The sequence below is a fragment of the Sorangium sp. So ce406 genome (genome assembly GCF_051474675.1).
GTDB classification, from domain to species: domain Bacteria; phylum Myxococcota_A; class Polyangia; order Polyangiales; family Polyangiaceae; genus Sorangium; species Sorangium cellulosum_G.
In genome coordinates this window covers 1,835,831-1,854,056 of the sequence record NZ_CP150340.1, presented here as the reverse complement: position 1 = coordinate 1,854,056, position 18,226 = coordinate 1,835,831, and the positions used below count along the sequence as shown (strand labels likewise).

The following is an 18,226-nucleotide window of genomic DNA, read 5'->3' as shown; positions in this document are numbered from 1 at the left end:
GAGCAAGTGCGCCCATTCTGCCATGGTCCAAGGCTCAGAACGAACCCTACCCGCATGACCTTTGCCTCGCTCGAAGCCAAGTGGATGGTTGCCCTGGTGATCGCCGCGGCGCCGGGCGTCGCATGGGCTCAGCCGACGGCCGCCGCGGCCCCGGGAGACCCGAACGCCGCGGGGAAGGAGCAGCGCAACGACGCGCTCGAGGGCGTCGACCTCTTGCGGCTGCTCGACGTCGAGGTGTCCACGGCCTCCAAGACGATGGAGTCGCTGGACGACGCGCCAGCGGTCGTGACGGCGATCACGGCGGAGGAGATCCGCCGCTGGGGATACACGAGCGTCGGCGAGGTGCTCAAGCACGTCGTCGGGTTCTACCTTATCGACGATCACATCCTGCCGAACGCCGGCGTGCAGGGCATGACCGGCGGGCTGGGGGCCGAGAGCGGCGGGATCAAGGTCATGATCGACGGGCGATCGGTGGCCTTCCGGACGACCAGCGGCAACTGGCTGGGAGCGGAGCTGATCCCGCTGTCCGCCATCAAGCAGATCGAGGTCGTCCGCGGGCCGGCGTCGGCGCTCTATGGCGCCGACGCGTTCCTCGGGGTCGTCAACATCATCACCCTCGCGGCGGAGGACATTCCCTTCGTCGACGGCACGGCGCGCTTCGGCGTGACGGGGACGCACCTGGGCGGCGGCCTCGACGTGCTGGGGGGGATGTCCACCGACCGCTTCGACATGATGTTGACGGCCGCGGGGGAGCTCGACGATCGAGGTGGCCTGGAGATGCCTGGCCAGTCGCCGGCCCCGCAGATCCCGGCGTACAACGCGGGGCGCCTGGAGGCCGAGAACCTCAGGCGGTCGGCGGCGGTCCTCGGCTCGCGCCTCGCGTTTCGCGATCCGGAGCACGGTCACCACCTCGTGGTCAGCGCCTACTGGTCGGCCTTCAGGCGCGGCGGCGACTTCGCGCAATGGGCGCAGCTCACCGGCGGAACGGACACGTTCGGGAGCCCAGCCGGCACCGTGGTCAACCTGCAGCAACATCGCGTCGCGGTCGACGGGCTCCTCCAGCTGAACCGGGAGTTCGCGCTCGCGGTGCAGGGGATGTACTTTCAAGGCGGCGTCCTCCCGGGGGACCGCGTGGACGTCGCCGGCGGCTGGTATTACATCGAGCGGCGCATGGCCTACCGCGGCGTCGACGCGAATGTCGAGCTCCGGTGGGTCCCCTGGAGCCGCTTCAACGTCATCCTGAACCTCGAGTCGGTCTACGACAACGAGGATCTGCCCTCCTTCCGTCGGGTCAGCAAGATCACGGGGCAGGCGTTCGGCTCGCCGGAGCGGGAGCGGCGCTCGACCGAGCTTGTCGACCTCGGGGCGCTGCTCAGCGCCAACCTCAAGGTGCTCGATCCGTGGCTGAAGCTGACGGGCGGTTTCCGCTACGATCACCACAGCAGGTACGAGAATCAGCTCACCGGCCGCTTCGGGGCGACATCGCACCTGGGGAAGACCGTCGTGGCCAAGCTGCTGTACGGCAGCGCCTTCAAGGCGCCGTCGCCGTACCTGCAGTACGCCGAGCCGCTCGTGCCGGGCGACGTGATCGGGAACGCGGACCTGAAGCCTCAGTCCATCCACACCGTGGACGCCGAGGTGACGTGGCGGCCGCGCGCCTGGGTCTCGGCGAGCACGGGGGTGTCCTACAGCCTCCTGAACGACAAGGCGGAGTTCGTCCCGCGGGGCATCAACCAGACGGCCGTGAACGTCGCCAATCAGAAGTCGCTGATCTGGGCGACGCGCGCCGAGCTGCGGCACGGCGACGCCTATGGCGGCTACGGGTCGTTCGAGACAGTGCACTCCACCCGGGACTCCGGCCAGGTGGGCTACCAGGCCGAGCTGGTCGGTCCGGAGATGGTCGCCTACCCGCGCTGGATCGCCCGGGGCGGGGCGTACGTGAAGCTGCCGTCGCCGAGCGCCGTTCCGCTCGAGCTCTCGACGCAAGGGATCCTCGTCGGGCCCCGGCGCGCCGCCGACGCGAGCATCCTGGAGAACGGCGGCAGCTTCGACCTGCCCACGTACCTGTGGTGGAACGCCAGCCTGGTCGCGCGCAACCTGTGGGTCATCCCGGGTCACGAGACGACCGTGGCGTTGCGCGCCAAGAACATCCTCGGCGCCAGCGGGCCGGACCCTGGGTTCTCGGGCTTCGAGTACCCGCTGGCGCCGCGCGAGGTGTTCCTCGAGCTACGACACCGCTACTGAGCGGCGCCGCGCGAGGCGAGGAGGTCGCTGCGAGCCCGAAGGCCGCCACGCGACATCGCCCAGGCATCCTCATGGGATACCCCTCCTCGATCCTCGACTGGCTCGATCCCGCGCGGCCCCTGCGTGAGCCTCGGGCCTCACGGCGAGGCTATTTCTGGCCGGGGCACGTCAGGGCGATGGGGGCGAGATCGACGAAGGCGTGCCCCTGGATCGTCCACCGCTGCATGAAGTGATGTATGCTCGCCCCGTAGTCGTCGAACTCGTACTCGGCGGCCGCCCCGACGTACCGGAGCCGGGTCCCCGCGCGGAGCCTGGCCATCGCCGAGCTCAGATCCCGCCACGAAGCAGCCTCGTTCTCCGGGCTGTTGAGGTCGCGGATGATCTTCTGCAGCTCGTACCCGGACAGCGGCATCTCCTTGCCCGTCGCCTGGGCGTACACGAGGCCCATCGCGATGAGGACGGCGCCGTCGTAATAGAAGTGCGCCGCGGGCAGCGGCGCCTCGCCGTCCCACCGGCGCGAGAAGTGGTCGATGAAGGCGGCGGCGTTCTCGGTCGTGCAGCCGGCCATCTCCACGGATTCGTCCACCAGAGGGCACTCGCTGCGCAGGCTGAGCGAGGGCGAGACCCCGAGGTACCCGTCGAGGGAGCCTGTCGGGATGTTGGCGAGCAGCACGTCGGTGCGCAGGGCGGGACCGAGGAACCAGGTGCCCGGGCGCCCGGAGACGGTCCACTCGGTCACGATGGTCGAGGCGGTGGCGGGATACGCCGCCAGGAGCGTGCGCCCGGCGTTCGACGCGAAGGCCGACTCGATCTTCTTCGTGTACGTGTGCTCGCCCGACGTGAACGTCACCGAAGGGAGGACCCTGCCCCGGAGCGCCACGAACTGGGTCGTGAACTCGCTGCTGACGCGGGTGTTGTAGTCGTCCCGCGCGGCGAGGCTGTTCACGGTGGTGATGCCCTCGCTGACGGCGGTCATCGCCAGCGCGCAACCCACGTCGAACGGGGCCGGGGCGAGCCGCATCCAGCCCCCCCTCGTCTCGCTGCGCGCGACCGAGGGCGCGGCGTACCCCGGCAGCATGTGGAACACGTCGAGCGCCTTCACGTCCGGCGCGATCTCACGGGCGAGCTCGTCCTCCTCGGGCCCCACCAGGTAGTCGACTGCGTCTTCGTCCGCGTAGAGCAGCTCGAGCACCTGATTGAGCCCACGCTCCGTGCTGGAGTGGCTGTCTCGACTCCGGAGGTCGAACGGCTTGCCGTCGAGCCCTCCCGCGGCGTTCAGATCCTCGATCGCGAGCAACATCGCCTGCTCGAGGTTGCGGCCGATGGCCGACTCGCTGCCGGTGAAGGGCAGGAGGGCCCCGATGACGACGGCATCCTCGGGGTGCGCAGGCGCTGCCGGCGAGCATGACACCGAGAGCAGGGACGCGAGCCCCAAGAGCAGCCTGGTCTCCGTGCAGCGCATGTGTCGTCCGAGGTGGGTGAGCCACATGCCGGCTCGATGGAAGCAATGCAAGGCGGCAGGGCCCCCCGAAGACGATGGTTCGCCTTCACACCGATGACATCGCATCGAGGACCGATCGTCAAGGGGGGATGCACGCCGGTCGCGCCGATGGCTGCGTCGATGACCTGAGCTCCAGTTCCAGCCAAGGCGCTGCGCGCCAGGCGCCACATCGGCGAAAGCGCGGCGGGCCGCTGGGTTATCGGCGTCGATCGCGCCCTGACGCCGCGCGCCGCGCGAGGTCTCCCTCGATCCAGGGCACCGCGATTCGTTCACGCCGATCGCGTCGAGGACCGTCCGGTTCCGCGCGAAAGCCAGGCTTTCAGCGGGCTCATTTCCAGGGCTCGCACGTCACCGCGACGGGAGCGAGGTCGACGAACCTGTCACCGTCAATCGTCCATTTCTGCATGAAATGGTGCACGCTCGCCCCGTACCCATCGAACTCGTACTCGGCGGCTGCCCCGACGTACCGGAGCGGGATCCCCGCGCGGAGCCTCGCCATCGCCGAGCTCAGATCTTGCCACGAGGCCGCCTCGTTCTCCGGGCTGTTGAGCTCGCGGATGATGTTCCGCAGCTCATGTCCGGACGAAGGGACCGTCCCGCTCGTCGCCTGGGCGTACGCGAGGCCCATCGCGATCAGGACGACACCGTCGTAGTAAAAGTGCGCCGCGGGCAGCGGCGCCTCGCCGCCCCACCGGCGAGAGAAGTGGTCGATGAACGCGGCGGCGTTCCCGGTCGTGCAGTCGAGCGACTCCGCGGCTTCGTCCACGACCTGGCACTCGCTCCGCAGGCTGAGCGAGGGCGAGACCCCGACGTATCCGTCGAGGGAGCCTGTCGGGATGTTGGCGAGGAGCACCTCGGCGCGCAGCGCGGGGCCGAGCAACCAGGTGCCCGGGCTCCCGGAGACCGCCCATTCGGTCACGATCGTCGAGGCCGCGGCCGGGTTGGCGGCCAGGAGCGTGCGGCCGGCGTGTGAGTCGAAGGCCGTCGTGATGTTCCTCGTGTACGTCTGCTCGCCCGACGTGAACGTCACGGAGGGCAGGACTCTGCCCCCGATCGCCGCAAAGTGGGTCGTGAAGCTGCTGCTGACGCTGGCGTTGTAGTCGTCCCGCGCGGCGAGGCTGTTCGCTGTGTCGATCTCGTCGTGAACGGCGATCTTTGCCAGCGCGCAGCCGACCTCGAACGAGGAGGGGGCGAGCCGCATCCAGCCCCCCTTCGCCTCGCTGCGCGCGACCGAGGGCGCGGCGTACCCCGGCAGCATGTGAAATGCGTCGAGCCGCTTCACGTCCGGCGCGATCGCACGGGCGATATCGTTCTCCTCGGGCCCGATCAGGTAGGCGACCCGATCCGTGTAGAGCAGCTCGATCAGCTGATCGAGCCCGCGCTGCGCGCTCGAGTGGCTGTCGCGGCTCCGGAGGTCGAACGGCCTCCCGTCGAGCCCGCCCGCGGCGTTCAGGTCGTCGACCGCGAGCAACAGCGCTTGCTCGAGGTTGCGGCCGACGGCCGACTCGCCGCCGGAGAAGGGCAGGAGGGCCCCGAGGAGGACGGCGCCGTCCGGATGATCGGGCGCTGTCTGCGCGCAGGACGTCGAGAGCAGGGACGCGAGCCCCGCGAGCAACACGCCCTCCGTACGGCGCGAGCGCCGTACGGGAGGCGCGAGACACAGGCCGCTTCGATGGTGACGATGCGAGTCCGCAGGCCCCCTGCAAGACATGTTTGACCCCCGCGCGGATGACATCCCATCGAGGACTGATCGTCAAGAGGGCACGGCAGCGAACATCGAGAAACGGTTCGAAGGACAGAGGCGAACGTCCACCGCGCCATGCAATACAGACAACAATACCAGCGACGGTCTTGGAGCCGCCGCTACTGCGCCGCACATCGCGCCCTCCAGGCCGAGAGGTGAGCAGGGTGAGTATGAAGATGTGCTCCCCCGACGACCCGCGCTCCCAGGACCGCACCGGTGCGCTCCTGTCGCTCCAAACCTCGTTGTTCATCCCATCAAGCGAGCTCCGACGCCCCCAACGAGTTCACTCCCGTGGAGCTCGAGGCGACGATCGACGGCCTGATCGCAGAGCTCAACAAGCACGCTACCCGGTCGATGCAGATTTCGATCCGAAGACCGTCGATCACATGCGCGAGGGGCGCATCAAGGCCACCCACACCCAGCGGCGCCGCCGCGCGCTCAGCGCCCCGGCGCCCCGCAGATCCGGTGGACCAGCTCGAGCAGCGGCTCGATCTGCAGCGGCTTCTTCAGCAGGCCCGCGACGCGGAGCCGCGACGCCTCCTGCTCGGCCCGCACGTCGGCGGACACGATCACCACCGGGATGGACGCGAGCGCCGGGTCGCGCTGGAGCTCGGCGCGGAGCTGCCAGCCATCCATGACCGGCATCATCAGGTCGAGCAGGATCAGCGCGGGCGGCTGGTCGCGCCGCAGCAGCGCGAGCGCCTCGGCGCCGTCCGCCGCCTCCTCGACGTCGTAGCCCTCGAACACCAGGAGCTGCGACAGGATGCTCCTGATGTCCAGATCGTCCTCGACGACCAGGATGCGACCCGTTTTCTCGCCCATGCTCCAACCTCACGACCGGACCGCGCCGCGCGGCGCGCTCCCTCCCGCTGATCCGCGGTTCCGCTGAACAGCCCCCGCTCTCGGCCGTGACCGATCGAGCGTCACGGGCCCGTGCGGCACCTTGGGCGCGCGCAGCCGCGCGCGCAAGCGGCCGGCCCACCGGCCCGCCCGGGCGCCGGCGCCGGCGTGACGGCCGGCCCCACGCCTGTCCGCCTGGGGCGGGCGCCACGCCTACTGCGCGGCCTCCTCGGGGTACTCGTCGAGCGGATCGCCCGGCGCGCCTCCGCGCTCGTCCCGCTCGTCCGGCGCGCCGGCGTCCGCGCGCCAGACGGGCAGGAGCACGCGGAAGCACGCGCCGCGGCCCACCTCGCTCTCGACCCCGATCTCGCCCCCGAAGCTCGCCACGATGCCGTGGCAGATCGCAAGCCCGAGCCCCGTCCCCTCCCCGATCGGCTTCGTCGTGAAGAACGGGTCGAAGATGCGGCTCCTGAGCTCCGGCGCGATCCCCGGCCCGGTGTCGCGCACCTCGATGCGCACGCGGCCGGGCGGCGCGGCGGCGGTGGCGATCCGGATCTCGTTCTCGGCCTCTTTCCCGTCCGGCAGCGCCTGCGCGGCGTTCACGAGCAGGTTCAGGATCACCTGGCCGAGCTGCGCCTCGTTCGCGTGGACGGGCGGCACCGGGCCGAGCTCCAGGACGAGCCGCGCCTTGCTGCGGATCTGCTGCTGCGCCATGCGCAGGACGAGCTGGATCACGCGGTCGACCTCCACCGGGCCGAGCGCGCCGTCGTCCGCGCGCGAGAACGTCTTCAGGCCGCTCACGATGTGCCGGACCCGCGCCCCGCCCTCCGCGGCCTCGTCGAGCGCCGCGACGAGCGCGTCGACGCGCGCGGCGGCGCCCCTGGCGCGGAGCTCCTTGCGCGCGAAATCGACGTTCGTGACCATGTACGCGAGCGGGTTGTTGATCTCGTGCGCCACCCCGGCGGCGAGCGTGCCGAGCGACGCCATGCGATCGGCGAGCAAGAGCCGCGTCTCCATCTGCCGGCGCTCGGTGACGTCGGACACCGCCCCGAGCATCCGGTACGCCTTGCCGGCCCCGTCGCGCAGGACGATGCCCCGGTCCTGGACGTCGGCGTAGCTGCCGTCCGCGAGCAGGCACCGGTACCAGAGCTCGAACGTGCTCTCCTTGCCCTCGATCGCGCGCCGCAGCGCGTTCATCACGCGGTCGCGGTCCTCGGGGTGGACGCGCTCGAACCACCACGCCGCGTCCTCCTCGATGTCGGCGCCGCCCGTCCCGTAGAAGCTCCGCATGCGCTCGCTCCCGGTGACGCGCCCCGACGAGAGATCCCAGTCCCAGAAGGCGTCGCTCGTCGCGCGCACCACGAGCCGCAGGCGCTCCTCGCTCGCGCGGAGCGCGCCCTCGGCGGCCCGGCGCGCCGTCATGTCGAGGACGAAGCAGACGCCGCGATCCCGGGCCCCCTCGACCAGGGCGGGGGCGATGAGGACGGGCAGGCGCCGGCCGTCGCGGTGGAGGAACTCCTTCTCGAACGGCGGGCAGATGCCGTGCTTCCGGACCTCCGAGAGCGCGCGCTCGTCCGCGGCGCGGAGCTCGGGCGGCGTCAGCGCCACCCAGTTCAGCCGGCCCGCCTCGACGTCCTCGCGCGCACAGCCGACCATGCGGAGGAACGCGTCGTTCGCGTCGAGGATGCGCCCGGTGACGTCCCAGACGAAGAGGCCGATCACCTCCGCGGATCCGTCGCGGAACGAGCGCCCGGCGCGCTCGAGCAGCGCGCGCTCCGCGGGCGCCCTGTCGGCCGCGCGCGCGGCCGGCCGCTGCACCCACCACGACGCCGCGTCGAGCTGGATCGCGATCGACCGCTCGTCCGCCGCCGCCACGACCGTGGCGCCCGCCTCGAGCAGGGCCGTTGTCTCGGCCGCGTCCCCGGCGATGGCGACCACGGCCACGCGATCGCCCCCGGGGGCCGCGCGCAGCCGCCGGCACAGCGCCAGCGCCTCGCCGAGCGCCCCGTCGGCCCCGACGACGGCCACGTCGAACGGCTGGGTCGCCAGCAGATCCAGCCCGGCCTCGACGTCCCGCGCCGGGACCGCGGCGTGGCCGCGCGCCGCGGCGGGCGCCAGCGCAGCGTCCGCCGAGCCGCCGGGGAAGACCAAGATCCTGGGCCGATGTGATCCCGCCACCCGCGCAACATCCCGCGCGCGGCGCGCAGACGCAATACCGGCGCAGCCCTGTCTTCCCCTCCTCCGCCCCCTCTCCTTCCCCTCCCGGCTCACCCGACCCCGGTCCTCCGGTCACCGTCCCGGCCGTCGCCCCTGTGACCGCCCCCGCCTCAGAACCACTGGCAGGCGTTCGCGAACCCCGCGCGCTGCGACGATTTCTTGTAACAGAGGAAGTAGAGCCTTCCGCCTCGAACACCGCACTCGGTGCGGTCTTTCCAGCAGGCGAGGAGGTCCGGGTCCACCGCCGGGTTGCTCGCGACCGTCGTGCCCTCCTCGAGGTCCGGCGCCTCGTCGGGGACCGGACAGAGCGCCGCGTCGGAGGGCGACCGGACGCCGACCGTGTTCGACTCGATGCCCGTGTGGAAGATCGCCTCGGCCACGCGGCGCGCGGCGGCGGCGCGGTCACGCCCGCACAGCGAGAGGATATCGAGGCTGGAGCGCTCCACCTGGACGAGGACGAAGTTGCGCCCCTCGGTCACGGTGAGCTCCAGCCCCCCCGCGGTGAGCTCGTGGCGGAGCAGGTCGGGCGTGTCGTCCGTGGCCGCGTGGATCGCGTGGCGCGCCCCCAGGGCCTCGTTGTGCGGGTTGACCTCGCTCCTGAAGATCGAGTCGCACCAGTAGTACGAGTCGGCGCGCGCCTGGTCCGGCACGTCGTCGAACCGCGCGACGGGCGTGAACCCGTCCGGGGTCACGCGCGCCACGGCCGCGAGCCACGCCGCGATCCGCGCGTCGATGTCCTGCCCGAGAGCGCCATTCCCGTTCATCGCCCACCTCCCGAACGCCCGTACGTTGCCACGATCTTCTCGACGCGGTACCCGTCGTTCGGCGCCGAGCTGAACCAGATGAGCCCCCAGAACACGCCGAGGATCGGCTCCACGCTGTCGAACACCCCGGCGCCGCCCGCGTAGTACCGCGTCCGGCCGCCGTGCGAGAACTCGAGGGCCGCCTCGTACCGGTTGAGCCCCGGGCTGAGCGTCCCGTCGGAGAGGCGCGTGTGCGAGGCCGGATAGGTCCTCCCCTCCTCGACCGGACCGTCGACGAGCGCCGCGCGCCACACGCGGTCGCCCACGGTCCTCGTCACGTCGAGCCCCGCCCACGGGTGCTCCTCCAGGTCGGCGGAGAGCGTCCTGCGCCCGCCGTCCACGTTCGGATCGCCCCACACCACGACGATGCGCGTCCGCCCCGGGATCCCGAGCTGCCGCAGCATGCCGCGGATGAGCCGGACGATGGCCTGGCACTCGCCGCTCTCTTGCACATAATCGCTCATCGGCCAGGCCCCTCCCTCGCTGTTCAGGTACGTCGGGTGGTGGTATTGCCGGGGCACCCTGGGGCTCGGCTGGAGCGTGTAGATCGGGAATTTGGCGAGCAGCCCGTCCACGATCTCGTGGGGATCCAGGGTGTTGAGCGGCTCGATCCACGAGACCGCCCTGTCCATCCGCCTCAGGGTCACCCCATCTTCCTGCCAGATGTTCTGTTTGTCGGTCTGGGGCCTCCCCATCGTGACATAGACCAGGTTCGATGTCCGGGAGGGCGACACCGGGGCTCCCCCGCCCGCCGACCAGGACAGGTTGAGGGTGAACTTCTGGAGCCGCCTCGCGAGCTTCCGCGACGACACGAGGTCGAGCGGCCCCCCGCCCGGCGCGAGGCTGCGGCTCTCGAACGTGAGCCCCGCCGGCCCGACGGCGCGGATCGAGGTCGGCCCCGCGCTGGACGCGCCGTTCCTCGACTCCAGGCCGACGCGGATGACGACGCTCCTGCCCATCGAGATCGACAGCGGCGCTGCGGCGTTCGACGTCCACTCGGGCTGCGGACACGGGTCGCCCTCGTTCCTCCAGCCGCTCTCCCCTTTGCAGTCCTTCAGGAGACCGTGATCGGACCTGAACTCGATGGAATGCAGCGCGATGGACTGCGCCGCATCGGGCGCAGCTTCGGGCTGCGGGCTCTCCGTGGTCGGATCCGCCATATCGACCTTCCTCGCTCCCGGCGCTCATGAACTCGGCCCCCGCCGAGCCCCCCCGCCGGTTCACGGGGATCGTAACGTCAGCGCCGGTCGGGCCAAGTCGGGAGTCGTCGCAGGGGCGGAGGCGCCCTGCCGGAGAGCGCCTCCGCGGCGCGGCGCGGCGCGCTCGCGATCGACGCGAGCCCGCGCGGCCGGGCCGCGTCCATCGCGAGCGCGCGTGGGCCATGCGCGCGGGCGTGGCGCGGAGCGCGTGACCGGCCCTCGCGCGGACCGGCGCCGGCCACGACCCGGGTTCCTGCCGCCGCGCGGCCGAGCTAGATTGCGCCCATGCCCAACAGCCTGTTCATCGTGCACGTCCACGTGCATGTCAAACCCGAGCTCGTCGACGCCTTCCGCCAGGCGACGATCGAGAACGCGCGCGAGAGCGTCAAGGAGCCCGGGATCGCCCGGTTCGACGTCGACCAGGACCTCGACGACCCCACGCGCTTCGTGCTCGTCGAGGTCTACAGGAACAAGGAGGCGCCGGCCGCGCACAAGGAAACGGAGCATTACAAGCGGTGGCGGGACACCGTCGCAGACATGATGGCCGAGCCGCGGACCAGCCGGAAATACGTCAATGTCTCCCCGGACGACGCGGGGTATTGACGTGGCGCCCCCCGTTCAAGCGCTCGCCTTCGAGTTCGCCACCGCGACGCGCATCGTCTTCGGCGCCGGCAAGCTCGCCGAGGTGCCCGCGGCCGTGAAGGGCCTCGGCGGGACGCGCGCGCTCGTCGTCACCGGGCAGCGCCAGGGCCGCGCCGCGCCGCTCCTCGCCGCGCTCGCGGCGGCGAACGTCGGCGCGGTGACCTTCGCCGTCGCCGGCGAGCCCACGGTCGAGCTCGCCCGCGAGGGCACGGCCCGGGCCGCCGCCGAGCGGTGCGACGTCGTGGTGGCCTTCGGCGGCGGCAGCGCCATCGACGCCGGCAAGGCCATCGCCGCGCTCCTCGCGAACGGCGGCGACCCGCTCGACTACCTCGAGGTGATCGGCCACGGGAAAGCGCTTTCCCATCCGTCGGTGCCGTTCGTGGCGATCCCCACGACCGCCGGCACCGGCTCGGAGGTGACGCGCAACGCGGTGCTCGCCTCGAAGGAGGCCCGCGTGAAGGCGAGCCTGCGCAGCCCGCACATGCTGCCGCGCCTCGCGGTGGTCGACCCCGACCTGCTCGCGGGCGCGCCGCCCGAGGTGCTCGCCTCGAGCGGGCTCGACGCGCTCTCGCAGCTCATCGAGCCGCTCCTCTCGGTCCGCGGCAACCCGCTCACCGACGGCCTCGCGCGCGAGGGCATCCGCCGCTCGGCGCGCTCGCTCCGCCGCGCGGTCCTCGAGGGCCCCGACGCGGCCGCGCGCGACGACCTCGCCGTGGCGAGCCTGCTCGGCGGCCTCTGCCTGGCGAACGCCGGGCTCGGGGCGGTCCACGGCTTCGCCGCGCCGGTCGGGGGCATGTTCGACGCGCCCCACGGCGCCGTGTGCGCCGCGCTCCTCCCGGCCGTCCTCGAGGTCAACCTCCGGGCGCTGCGCGCGCGCGGCCCCGACCACCCCGCGCTGCCGCGCTTCGACGAGATCGCCGCGCTCGTGACCGGCCGCGCCGGGGCCGCCCCCGAGGAGGGCATCGCCTGGGTGCGCGAGCTCTGCCGCGACCTCGCGGTCCCCGGGCTCCGCCGCTACGGCGCGAGCGAGGCCGACCTCCCGGCGCTGGTCGCGAAGGCCCGGGCGGCGAGCAGCATGAAGGCGAACCCGCTGCCGCTCACCGACGACGAGCTCACGGAGATCGCGGCGGCGTCCTTGTGATCGCGGCGCCGGTGGTATGATTCCGCGGTGGCGAGCCCTTACCGCACGAGACCGCCCTCTCCGCCTGCCCGGCCGACCGACGAGCGGAAGCTCGGCGCCGCGACCCTCGCGTTCGGCCTGCTCTGCGGCGTGATGGGGCTTTCGCTGGCCGAGGAGGGTCGGGCAGAGTGCGCGCTGCTCGGAGGCCTGGGCGGCTTCGCCCTGCTCCTCCAGCGCGAGGGCGCTCGCTAGCCCCCACCACACCCCCGACGACCGGAGCTCGATGAAGAACGATCCCGCCCCGAATCCCACCCTCGACGCCATGCTCGCTGCCCAGCGCATCGCGTTCGCGCCTGTCATGTTCCAGGTGGCGCGGGTCATGCGGAACCGCGGCGTCCTCAAGGCGCTCCAGCGCGCCGGCAGGAGCGGCAGGACCCCGGCCGAGGTGGCCCAGGACACGGGCCTCTCCGCGTATGCGGCCAAGACGTTGCTGGAGGCGAGCCTGAGCTTCGGCCTGGTGGAGTGCGCCGGCGCGCGTGGAGAGCGCTACACGATCACGCGGGTCGGGCTCATCGTCGAGAACGACCGGATGACCCGTATCAACATGGATTTCATCCATGACGTTTGTTACGAGGGCATGCGCCACCTCGACGAGGCGATCGACGACGGCAAGCCGGCGGGCCTGAAGGTCTTTGGCGAGTGGCCGACGGTCTACGAGGCGCTGCCCGAGCTCCCGCCGCAGGTGAGGGAGAGCTGGTTTGCCTTCGATCACCTCTACTCCGACTCGGCGTTCCCCGAGGCGCTGCCGGTCGTGTTCGAGCGGCGGCCGAGGACGCTGCTCGACATCGGCGGCAACACGGGGCGCTGGGCGATCCAGTGCTGTACGCACGACCCGGACGTGCGGGTCACCATCCTCGACCTGCCCGGCCAGCTCGAGGACGCCCGGGTCAACGTGGAGCAGCACGGGATGCTCGGCCGGATCATGGGCACGCCGATCGACTTCCTGGATCACGGCCAGGCGTTCCCGACGGGCTTCGACGCCATCTGGATGAGCCAGTTCCTCGTGTGCTTCTCCGAGGCGGACATCGTCCAGATCCTCCGGCGGGCCCGCGCCGCCATGGGGGGCGAGACGGTGCTCTGGATCCTGGACACGTTCTGGGATCGGCAGAGCAACGAGGTGGCGGTCCACTGCCTGCACGGTTCTTCCCTGTATTTCACGTGCCTCGCGAACGGGAACAGCCGCATGTACAGCGCCGCCGACATCAAGCGCTGCATCGACGAGGCGGGGCTCGTCATCGACGCGGAGATCGACGACCTCGGCCTCGCCCACACGCTGCTCCGCTGCCGCAGGCGCGACGTCGACGGATGAGGCGGCCCGCGCGCGGGCGTGTTTGAACGCCTTCCGCCTGCGGTCCTCGCGGTGCATAGTGGGGTTCCCCGACGGCGCGCCGCGCCATGGGCCCACAAGGAGAAACCATCGTGTCCCAGCCTCCGCTCACCCAGCTCTCCGACGAGGAGCGCCTCTTCCGCGACTCGGTGCTTGATTTCGCCCGGAAGCGCGTCGCGCCGCGCGCGGCGGCGATGGACGAGCAGGGCGCGATCGACCACGATCTGCTGCCCCCGCTCTTCGATCTCGGCCTGATGGGCATCGAGATCCCGGAGGCTTACGGGGGCTCCGGCGCGAGCTTCTTCAACGCGATCCTCGCGGTCGAGGCGCTCGCCGTGGTCGATCCGAGCCTCAGCGTGCTCATCGACGTGCAGAACACCCTGGTGGCCAATGCGCTCCTCCGCTGGGGCAGCGAGGCGCAGAAGGAGAGGTACCTCCCGCGGCTGAGCCGGGAGTGGGTCGGCTCGTATGCGCTGAGCGAGGCGGGCTCCGGCTCGGACGCGTTCGCGCTCGCGGCCCGGGCCGAGCGCAAGGGCGACCGCTGGGTCCTGAACGGCCGCAAGCTCTGGATCACGAACGCGAACGAGAGCTCGCTGTTCCTGGTGTTCGCGAGCGTCGATCCGTCGAAGGGCTACAAGGGCATCACGGCGTTCGTCGTCGAGCGTTCTTTCCCCGGGTTCTCGGTGGGCAAGAAGGAGAACAAGCTCGGGATCCGCGCCTCCAGCACGTGCGAGCTCGTCCTGGAGGACTGCGAGGTGCCGGAGGGCAACGTGCTCGGCGAGGTCGGCAAGGGCTACAAGATCGCGATCGAGACGCTGAACGAGGGGCGGATCGGCATCGGCGCGCAGATGCTCGGCCTGGCGGCCGGCGCGTTCGAGCACGCGATGCGCTACATGGGCGAGCGCAAGCAGTTCGGCCAGTCGATCGCGAGCTTCCAGGGCGTGCAGTTCCAGTATGCGCGCGTGGCGATGGAGATCGAGGCCGCGCGGCTCCTGGTCTACAACGCCGCGCGGCTCAAGGACGCGGGCCAGCCGTTCGTGAAGGAGGCCGCGATGGCGAAGCTGTTCGCGTCCGAGGTGGCCGAGCGGACGGCGTCGCTGTGCATCGAGTTCATGGGCGGCGTCGGCTTCACCAGGGACTATCCGGTCGAGAAGTTCTATCGCGACGCGAAGATCGGGAAGATCTACGAGGGCACGTCGAACATGCAGCTGTCGACGATCGCGAAGCTCCTCCAGGCGGAGTACGACGTGAAGGGGTGAGCGGCGGGCTGCATGCGCGCGGCCGTCGCGTATGCCGCGGAGCTGGCGCGGGAGCGGCCCGCCCGCGTCACGGTATCTGCCGCTTGATGTTCGTCATCCACCGGAGCGTCGACACCTGCTGCGGCAGGATCACGTCCCGCACGAGGACGTGCGACTCGGTGTCGAGCTCCTCGAGGTCGTTCCGGTAGTCCTTGAGGCCATGGTCCTCTCCCTCCGCCAGCACCGAGAGCGCCGTCTTGTAGCCGAGCGCCACAGCGGTCCGCTCGACGGCCTTGGCGAACGCGCCCCACGGGCCGGAGCTCTCCGGCGGATCGCCCCCGAGCTCCTCGATCCGGCGGCGCAGCAGCTTCACCCGCGCCTCGTGCGACGCCAGGTTGAGCCGGAGGTGCTCGGCCACCCACCCGCCGCCCGCGACGGCGATGGCATGACGGTACGTCTCGACCGCGGACATCTCGCCGCGGCAGAACGATTTGAGCTGCTCGATCGAATCGTCGTCAATCAAACCGTCCAGACCCACGCTCTCGTCTGCGAATGCGATCGGCTCCATGGGGACCCTCCTGAGGTGTCTGTGACCGCCGTTTCCTTCCTCCTTACCTCCCGAGCAGCGGCCTCCGCGCGGACCGTCCACGCAGTACTGTGAGCGAAACTGCCAACCATCGCCTCACAGCGGAGATCGCACGACCATCTTGCCTCAGGGGTACAAAATCGCCTCACGCCGAGTCAGCCTCGGCTGATTTCTCTGGATATCATTCAAGCGGCGTTCCACCTATCCGGAACCTCCGCAACTCCGAGCGGGCTCATCCCCAGAGGTGCGAAGGAACGCCCGGGGTAGCGAGGCGCATCACCGATGGATGGGTTCTTGATCTCGCGTTCCGGGTGGCTGTCCCGGACGTGACCGGGGCGCTAGTTCCGCCCTCCAGGAGTCCGGCCGGGGATCCGGATGGAGATTTCAACGCCAAGGCGCCAAGGCGCCAAGGCGCAAAAAGACATGAAATTATTGTCTTTTTTGCGCCTTGGCGCCTTGGCGTTGAAATCTCTCCTCTCGCGAGGCAGATCCCTGGCAGGACTTCTGCCCCGCAGTACTAGGCGAACGACGCGAAGACGCGCGCACCCTTGCTGGTGCCGCAGGACTCTCCGCTGCCGACGTCGCGCAGGATGGCTTGCAGCGCCGCGGCGTCGGCGTCGTCGCGCGCCGCCACGCCGATGAGCATCGCGCCCTCCTTGAGGCGGCGCTCGGCCTCCGGGGCGCGCTGCTCCGGGATGCCGGCGTCGACGAGCACGCTGCTCAGGCTGGCCACCGTGCTCGCCGAGCTCGCGTCGGCGAGCTGCACGGCGATCGGGCCTGCCACCGCGAGCCGCAGGCCGGGGACCACGAGACCGGCGCCCGCCGCGCCGAGGATGGAGCTGAGCGCCTGGCCGTGGACGGCCGCGCCCTGGACGCGCGAGCGCGAGAAATGCTGGCGCCTCGCGGCCTCGCTCACGATGAGGCAAATGTCTCGGCGCGAGTGCCCGCTGTCCAGGATCCGCCGGATGGCGTCCTCGGCCTCGACACGTGTACGCACCGTCCCGGTGATCAACCTCTGGCTCGCCATGCAGACCTCCTTGGCTGAGGGTTCGCGCCGCTCTTCGGAGATCCCGAAGAACACGAAGCGTACCGGGCGCGACCTTCGCGCAAGTCTGCGAAACTGTTCGCGAACCCACCGCAGCGCTGCCGCGTCCGGGGCACAACGCCACAGCGCCATGGGCGCGTTGTGACGGAGAGACACGTCGATCTCGTCAGCACCCATGACGACCAGAGTCGGGACGTCGAGGACGGCCAGAGTCGGACGTCGGGGACGGCCAGAGCGCAGGTTGTGGTGGGGATTTCGACGTGGCGGCTCAGGCCGCGGCGCGACGCTCTTTGCTGGACCGCTTGGCGCTCTTCACGCCGCGCCGCGCACCGCCGGCGCGCCGCGCCTTGGCGGCGGCGCGCACGCTCTCGCGGAGCTGGTTCGCGAGCGGCACGGCGTCGCGCTCGCTGAAGCCGCGGACGATCCGCAGCATCGTGGCCTCCTCGGGCCGGAGCGCCGCGAGCGCTTCGTCCGTGACGGCCTGCTCCGCCTCGAGCAAGGTCTGCAGGGCGCCCTCGGTGTAGGCGCGGATCACCGCGGGGTGGACATAACAGCGCTGGCAGACGGCGCGCGTGTTCCCGAGGCGCGCAGACACCATGTCGATCACCTGCGCCACGCACTTCTTCATCTGGCGGGCCGTGGTCGCGACCTCCATCTCGCAGAAGAAGGACGCGCACAGCACCGTGCCGGTCCACGTGCGGAAATCCTTCGCCGTGAACTCCTGCCCCGCGATCGCGCGCAGGTACTCGTTCACGTCGTCGGAGTGGATCCGCTGCCGGCCGCCGTCGCCGTCGATGTACTGGAACAGCTCGTGACCGGGCACGTCCTGGCAGCGCTTCACGACGCGCGCGAGCCGGCGGTCGCGCACCGTCAGCTCGTGCTCCTTACCGCTCTTGCCCCGGAAGTGGAACCTGATGCGATCGCCCTGGATCTCGACGTGCTCGTCGTGCAGCGTGGTGAGACCATACGAGTTGTTGTCGCGCGCGTACTCGTCGTTCCCGATGCGGATCGAGGTCTCGTCGAGCAGGCGCACCACGGTCGCCAGCACCTTCTCGCGCGGCAGCCCCGGCAGCGCGAGGTCGCGCTCCGTCGCCGCGCGGATCGCCGGGAGCGCCGCGCCGAACGCGAGCATCCGGTCGTACTTCGTCTCGTCGCGGACCTCGCGCCAGCGCGGGTGATACCGGTACTGCTTCCGGCCGCGCGCGTCCCGGCCGGTGGCCTGGATGTGCCCGCGCTCGCTCTGGCAGATCCACACCTCGGTCCACGCGGGCGGGATCGCGAGGCGGCGGACGCGCGCGAGCGTCTCCTCGTCCTTCACGGGGCGCCCCTCGGCGTCGAGGTACTTGAAGCTCTTGCCCGCCTTGCGCCTGGAGATGCCCGGCTCACCGTCGTTGACGTACCGGAGGCCCGCCGACCTGGCCGACTCGATCGGCGACGGGGTGAGCGGCGCCGCCGCGGCGACCGCGCGCGGGTCGTCGACCGCGCGCGGGTAGTCGACGGTCTCGACGGTCTCGACGGTCTCGACGGTCTCGATCGCCAGGGTCACACGGCGCCGGCGGACGACCGCGCTCGGCGCGGAGCGCCGCTCGCGCCGCGGAGCGCTCCGCGAGCGACGCCTGGTTCGGGGGGTTGTTGCGCTGGAGCTCTGCATACGTCACGA

The 18,226-nt window shown here is 71.1% G+C and carries 15 protein-coding genes; 6 read left to right on the top strand and 9 right to left on the bottom strand.

Annotated elements, in window-relative coordinates:
* The first annotated feature begins 54 nt into the window (after positions 1 to 54).
* Positions 55 to 2,244, top strand: coding sequence for a TonB-dependent receptor plug domain-containing protein (locus WME96_RS06835; protein WP_437289359.1), 2,190 nt, complete (start codon positions 55 to 57; stop codon positions 2,242 to 2,244).
* A 148-nt stretch (positions 2,245 to 2,392) separates the two neighbouring features.
* On the opposite strand, the gene WME96_RS06830 is transcribed toward WME96_RS06835, so the two are convergent.
* From WME96_RS06830 to WME96_RS06805, 6 genes are all read right to left on the bottom strand, one after another.
* Complete coding sequence (locus WME96_RS06830) at positions 2,393 to 3,706, bottom strand: ABC transporter substrate-binding protein (RefSeq protein ID WP_437289358.1); 1,314 nt, start codon at positions 3,704 to 3,706, stop codon at positions 2,393 to 2,395.
* A 367-nt stretch (positions 3,707 to 4,073) separates the two neighbouring features.
* The gene (locus WME96_RS06825; RefSeq protein ID WP_437289357.1) at positions 4,074 to 5,363 is read right to left on the bottom strand and encodes an ABC transporter substrate-binding protein; all 1,290 of its coding nucleotides are present in this window, start codon (positions 5,361 to 5,363) and stop codon (positions 4,074 to 4,076) included.
* A gap of 564 nt (positions 5,364 to 5,927) precedes the next feature.
* Positions 5,928 to 6,311, bottom strand: coding sequence for a response regulator (locus WME96_RS06820; RefSeq protein ID WP_437289356.1), 384 nt, complete (start codon positions 6,309 to 6,311; stop codon positions 5,928 to 5,930).
* A 231-nt stretch (positions 6,312 to 6,542) separates the two neighbouring features.
* A complete protein-coding gene (locus WME96_RS06815; RefSeq protein WP_437289355.1) occupies positions 6,543 to 8,507 on the bottom strand; it encodes an ATP-binding protein in 1,965 nt (654 codons plus the stop codon).
* Positions 8,508 to 8,656: 149 nt separating this feature from the next.
* Positions 8,657 to 9,310, bottom strand: coding sequence for a hypothetical protein (locus WME96_RS06810; protein WP_437289354.1), 654 nt, complete (start codon positions 9,308 to 9,310; stop codon positions 8,657 to 8,659).
* Positions 9,307 to 10,509: a hypothetical protein gene (locus tag WME96_RS06805; protein ID WP_437289353.1), complete on the bottom strand. Its 1,203-nt coding sequence runs from the start codon at positions 10,507 to 10,509 to the stop codon at positions 9,307 to 9,309. The genes WME96_RS06810 and WME96_RS06805 overlap by 4 nt, the downstream gene beginning before the upstream one ends.
* Before the next feature lie 324 nt (positions 10,510 to 10,833).
* On the opposite strand from WME96_RS06805, the gene WME96_RS06800 reads away from it, so the two are divergent.
* The 5 genes from WME96_RS06800 (at position 10,834) to WME96_RS06780 (ending at position 14,956) form a co-directional block, all read left to right on the top strand.
* A complete protein-coding gene (locus WME96_RS06800) occupies positions 10,834 to 11,151 on the top strand; it encodes a putative quinol monooxygenase (protein WP_437289352.1) in 318 nt (105 codons plus the stop codon).
* Between the two features lies 1 nt (position 11,152).
* Positions 11,153 to 12,331, top strand: coding sequence for an iron-containing alcohol dehydrogenase (locus WME96_RS06795; protein WP_437289351.1), 1,179 nt, complete (start codon positions 11,153 to 11,155; stop codon positions 12,329 to 12,331).
* Between the two features lie 27 nt (positions 12,332 to 12,358).
* Complete coding sequence (locus WME96_RS06790; RefSeq protein WP_437289350.1) at positions 12,359 to 12,562, top strand: hypothetical protein; 204 nt, start codon at positions 12,359 to 12,361, stop codon at positions 12,560 to 12,562.
* A gap of 31 nt (positions 12,563 to 12,593) precedes the next feature.
* Complete coding sequence (locus tag WME96_RS06785) at positions 12,594 to 13,679, top strand: class I SAM-dependent methyltransferase (protein WP_437289349.1); 1,086 nt, start codon at positions 12,594 to 12,596, stop codon at positions 13,677 to 13,679.
* Between the two features lie 110 nt (positions 13,680 to 13,789).
* Positions 13,790 to 14,956 carry an acyl-CoA dehydrogenase gene (locus WME96_RS06780; protein WP_437289348.1) on the top strand — a complete coding sequence of 389 codons (1,167 nt, stop codon included), beginning with the start codon at positions 13,790 to 13,792 and terminating at the stop codon, positions 14,954 to 14,956.
* Between the two features lie 67 nt (positions 14,957 to 15,023).
* Here the strand turns inward: WME96_RS06780 and WME96_RS06775 are convergent, their stop codons facing one another.
* From WME96_RS06775 to WME96_RS06765, 3 genes are all read right to left on the bottom strand, one after another.
* The gene (locus WME96_RS06775) at positions 15,024 to 15,503 is read right to left on the bottom strand and encodes a DUF2383 domain-containing protein (protein WP_433934268.1); all 480 of its coding nucleotides are present in this window, start codon (positions 15,501 to 15,503) and stop codon (positions 15,024 to 15,026) included.
* 535 nt (positions 15,504 to 16,038) lie between these two features.
* Positions 16,039 to 16,548 (bottom strand): hypothetical protein, encoded by a 510-nt coding sequence (locus tag WME96_RS06770; RefSeq protein ID WP_437289347.1) that lies wholly within the window; start codon positions 16,546 to 16,548, stop codon positions 16,039 to 16,041.
* A 286-nt stretch (positions 16,549 to 16,834) separates the two neighbouring features.
* Entirely contained in the window at positions 16,835 to 18,217 is a 1,383-nt protein-coding gene (locus WME96_RS06765) for a DNA topoisomerase IB (protein ID WP_437289346.1), read from the bottom strand.
* Positions 18,218 to 18,226: the final 9 nt, after the last annotated feature.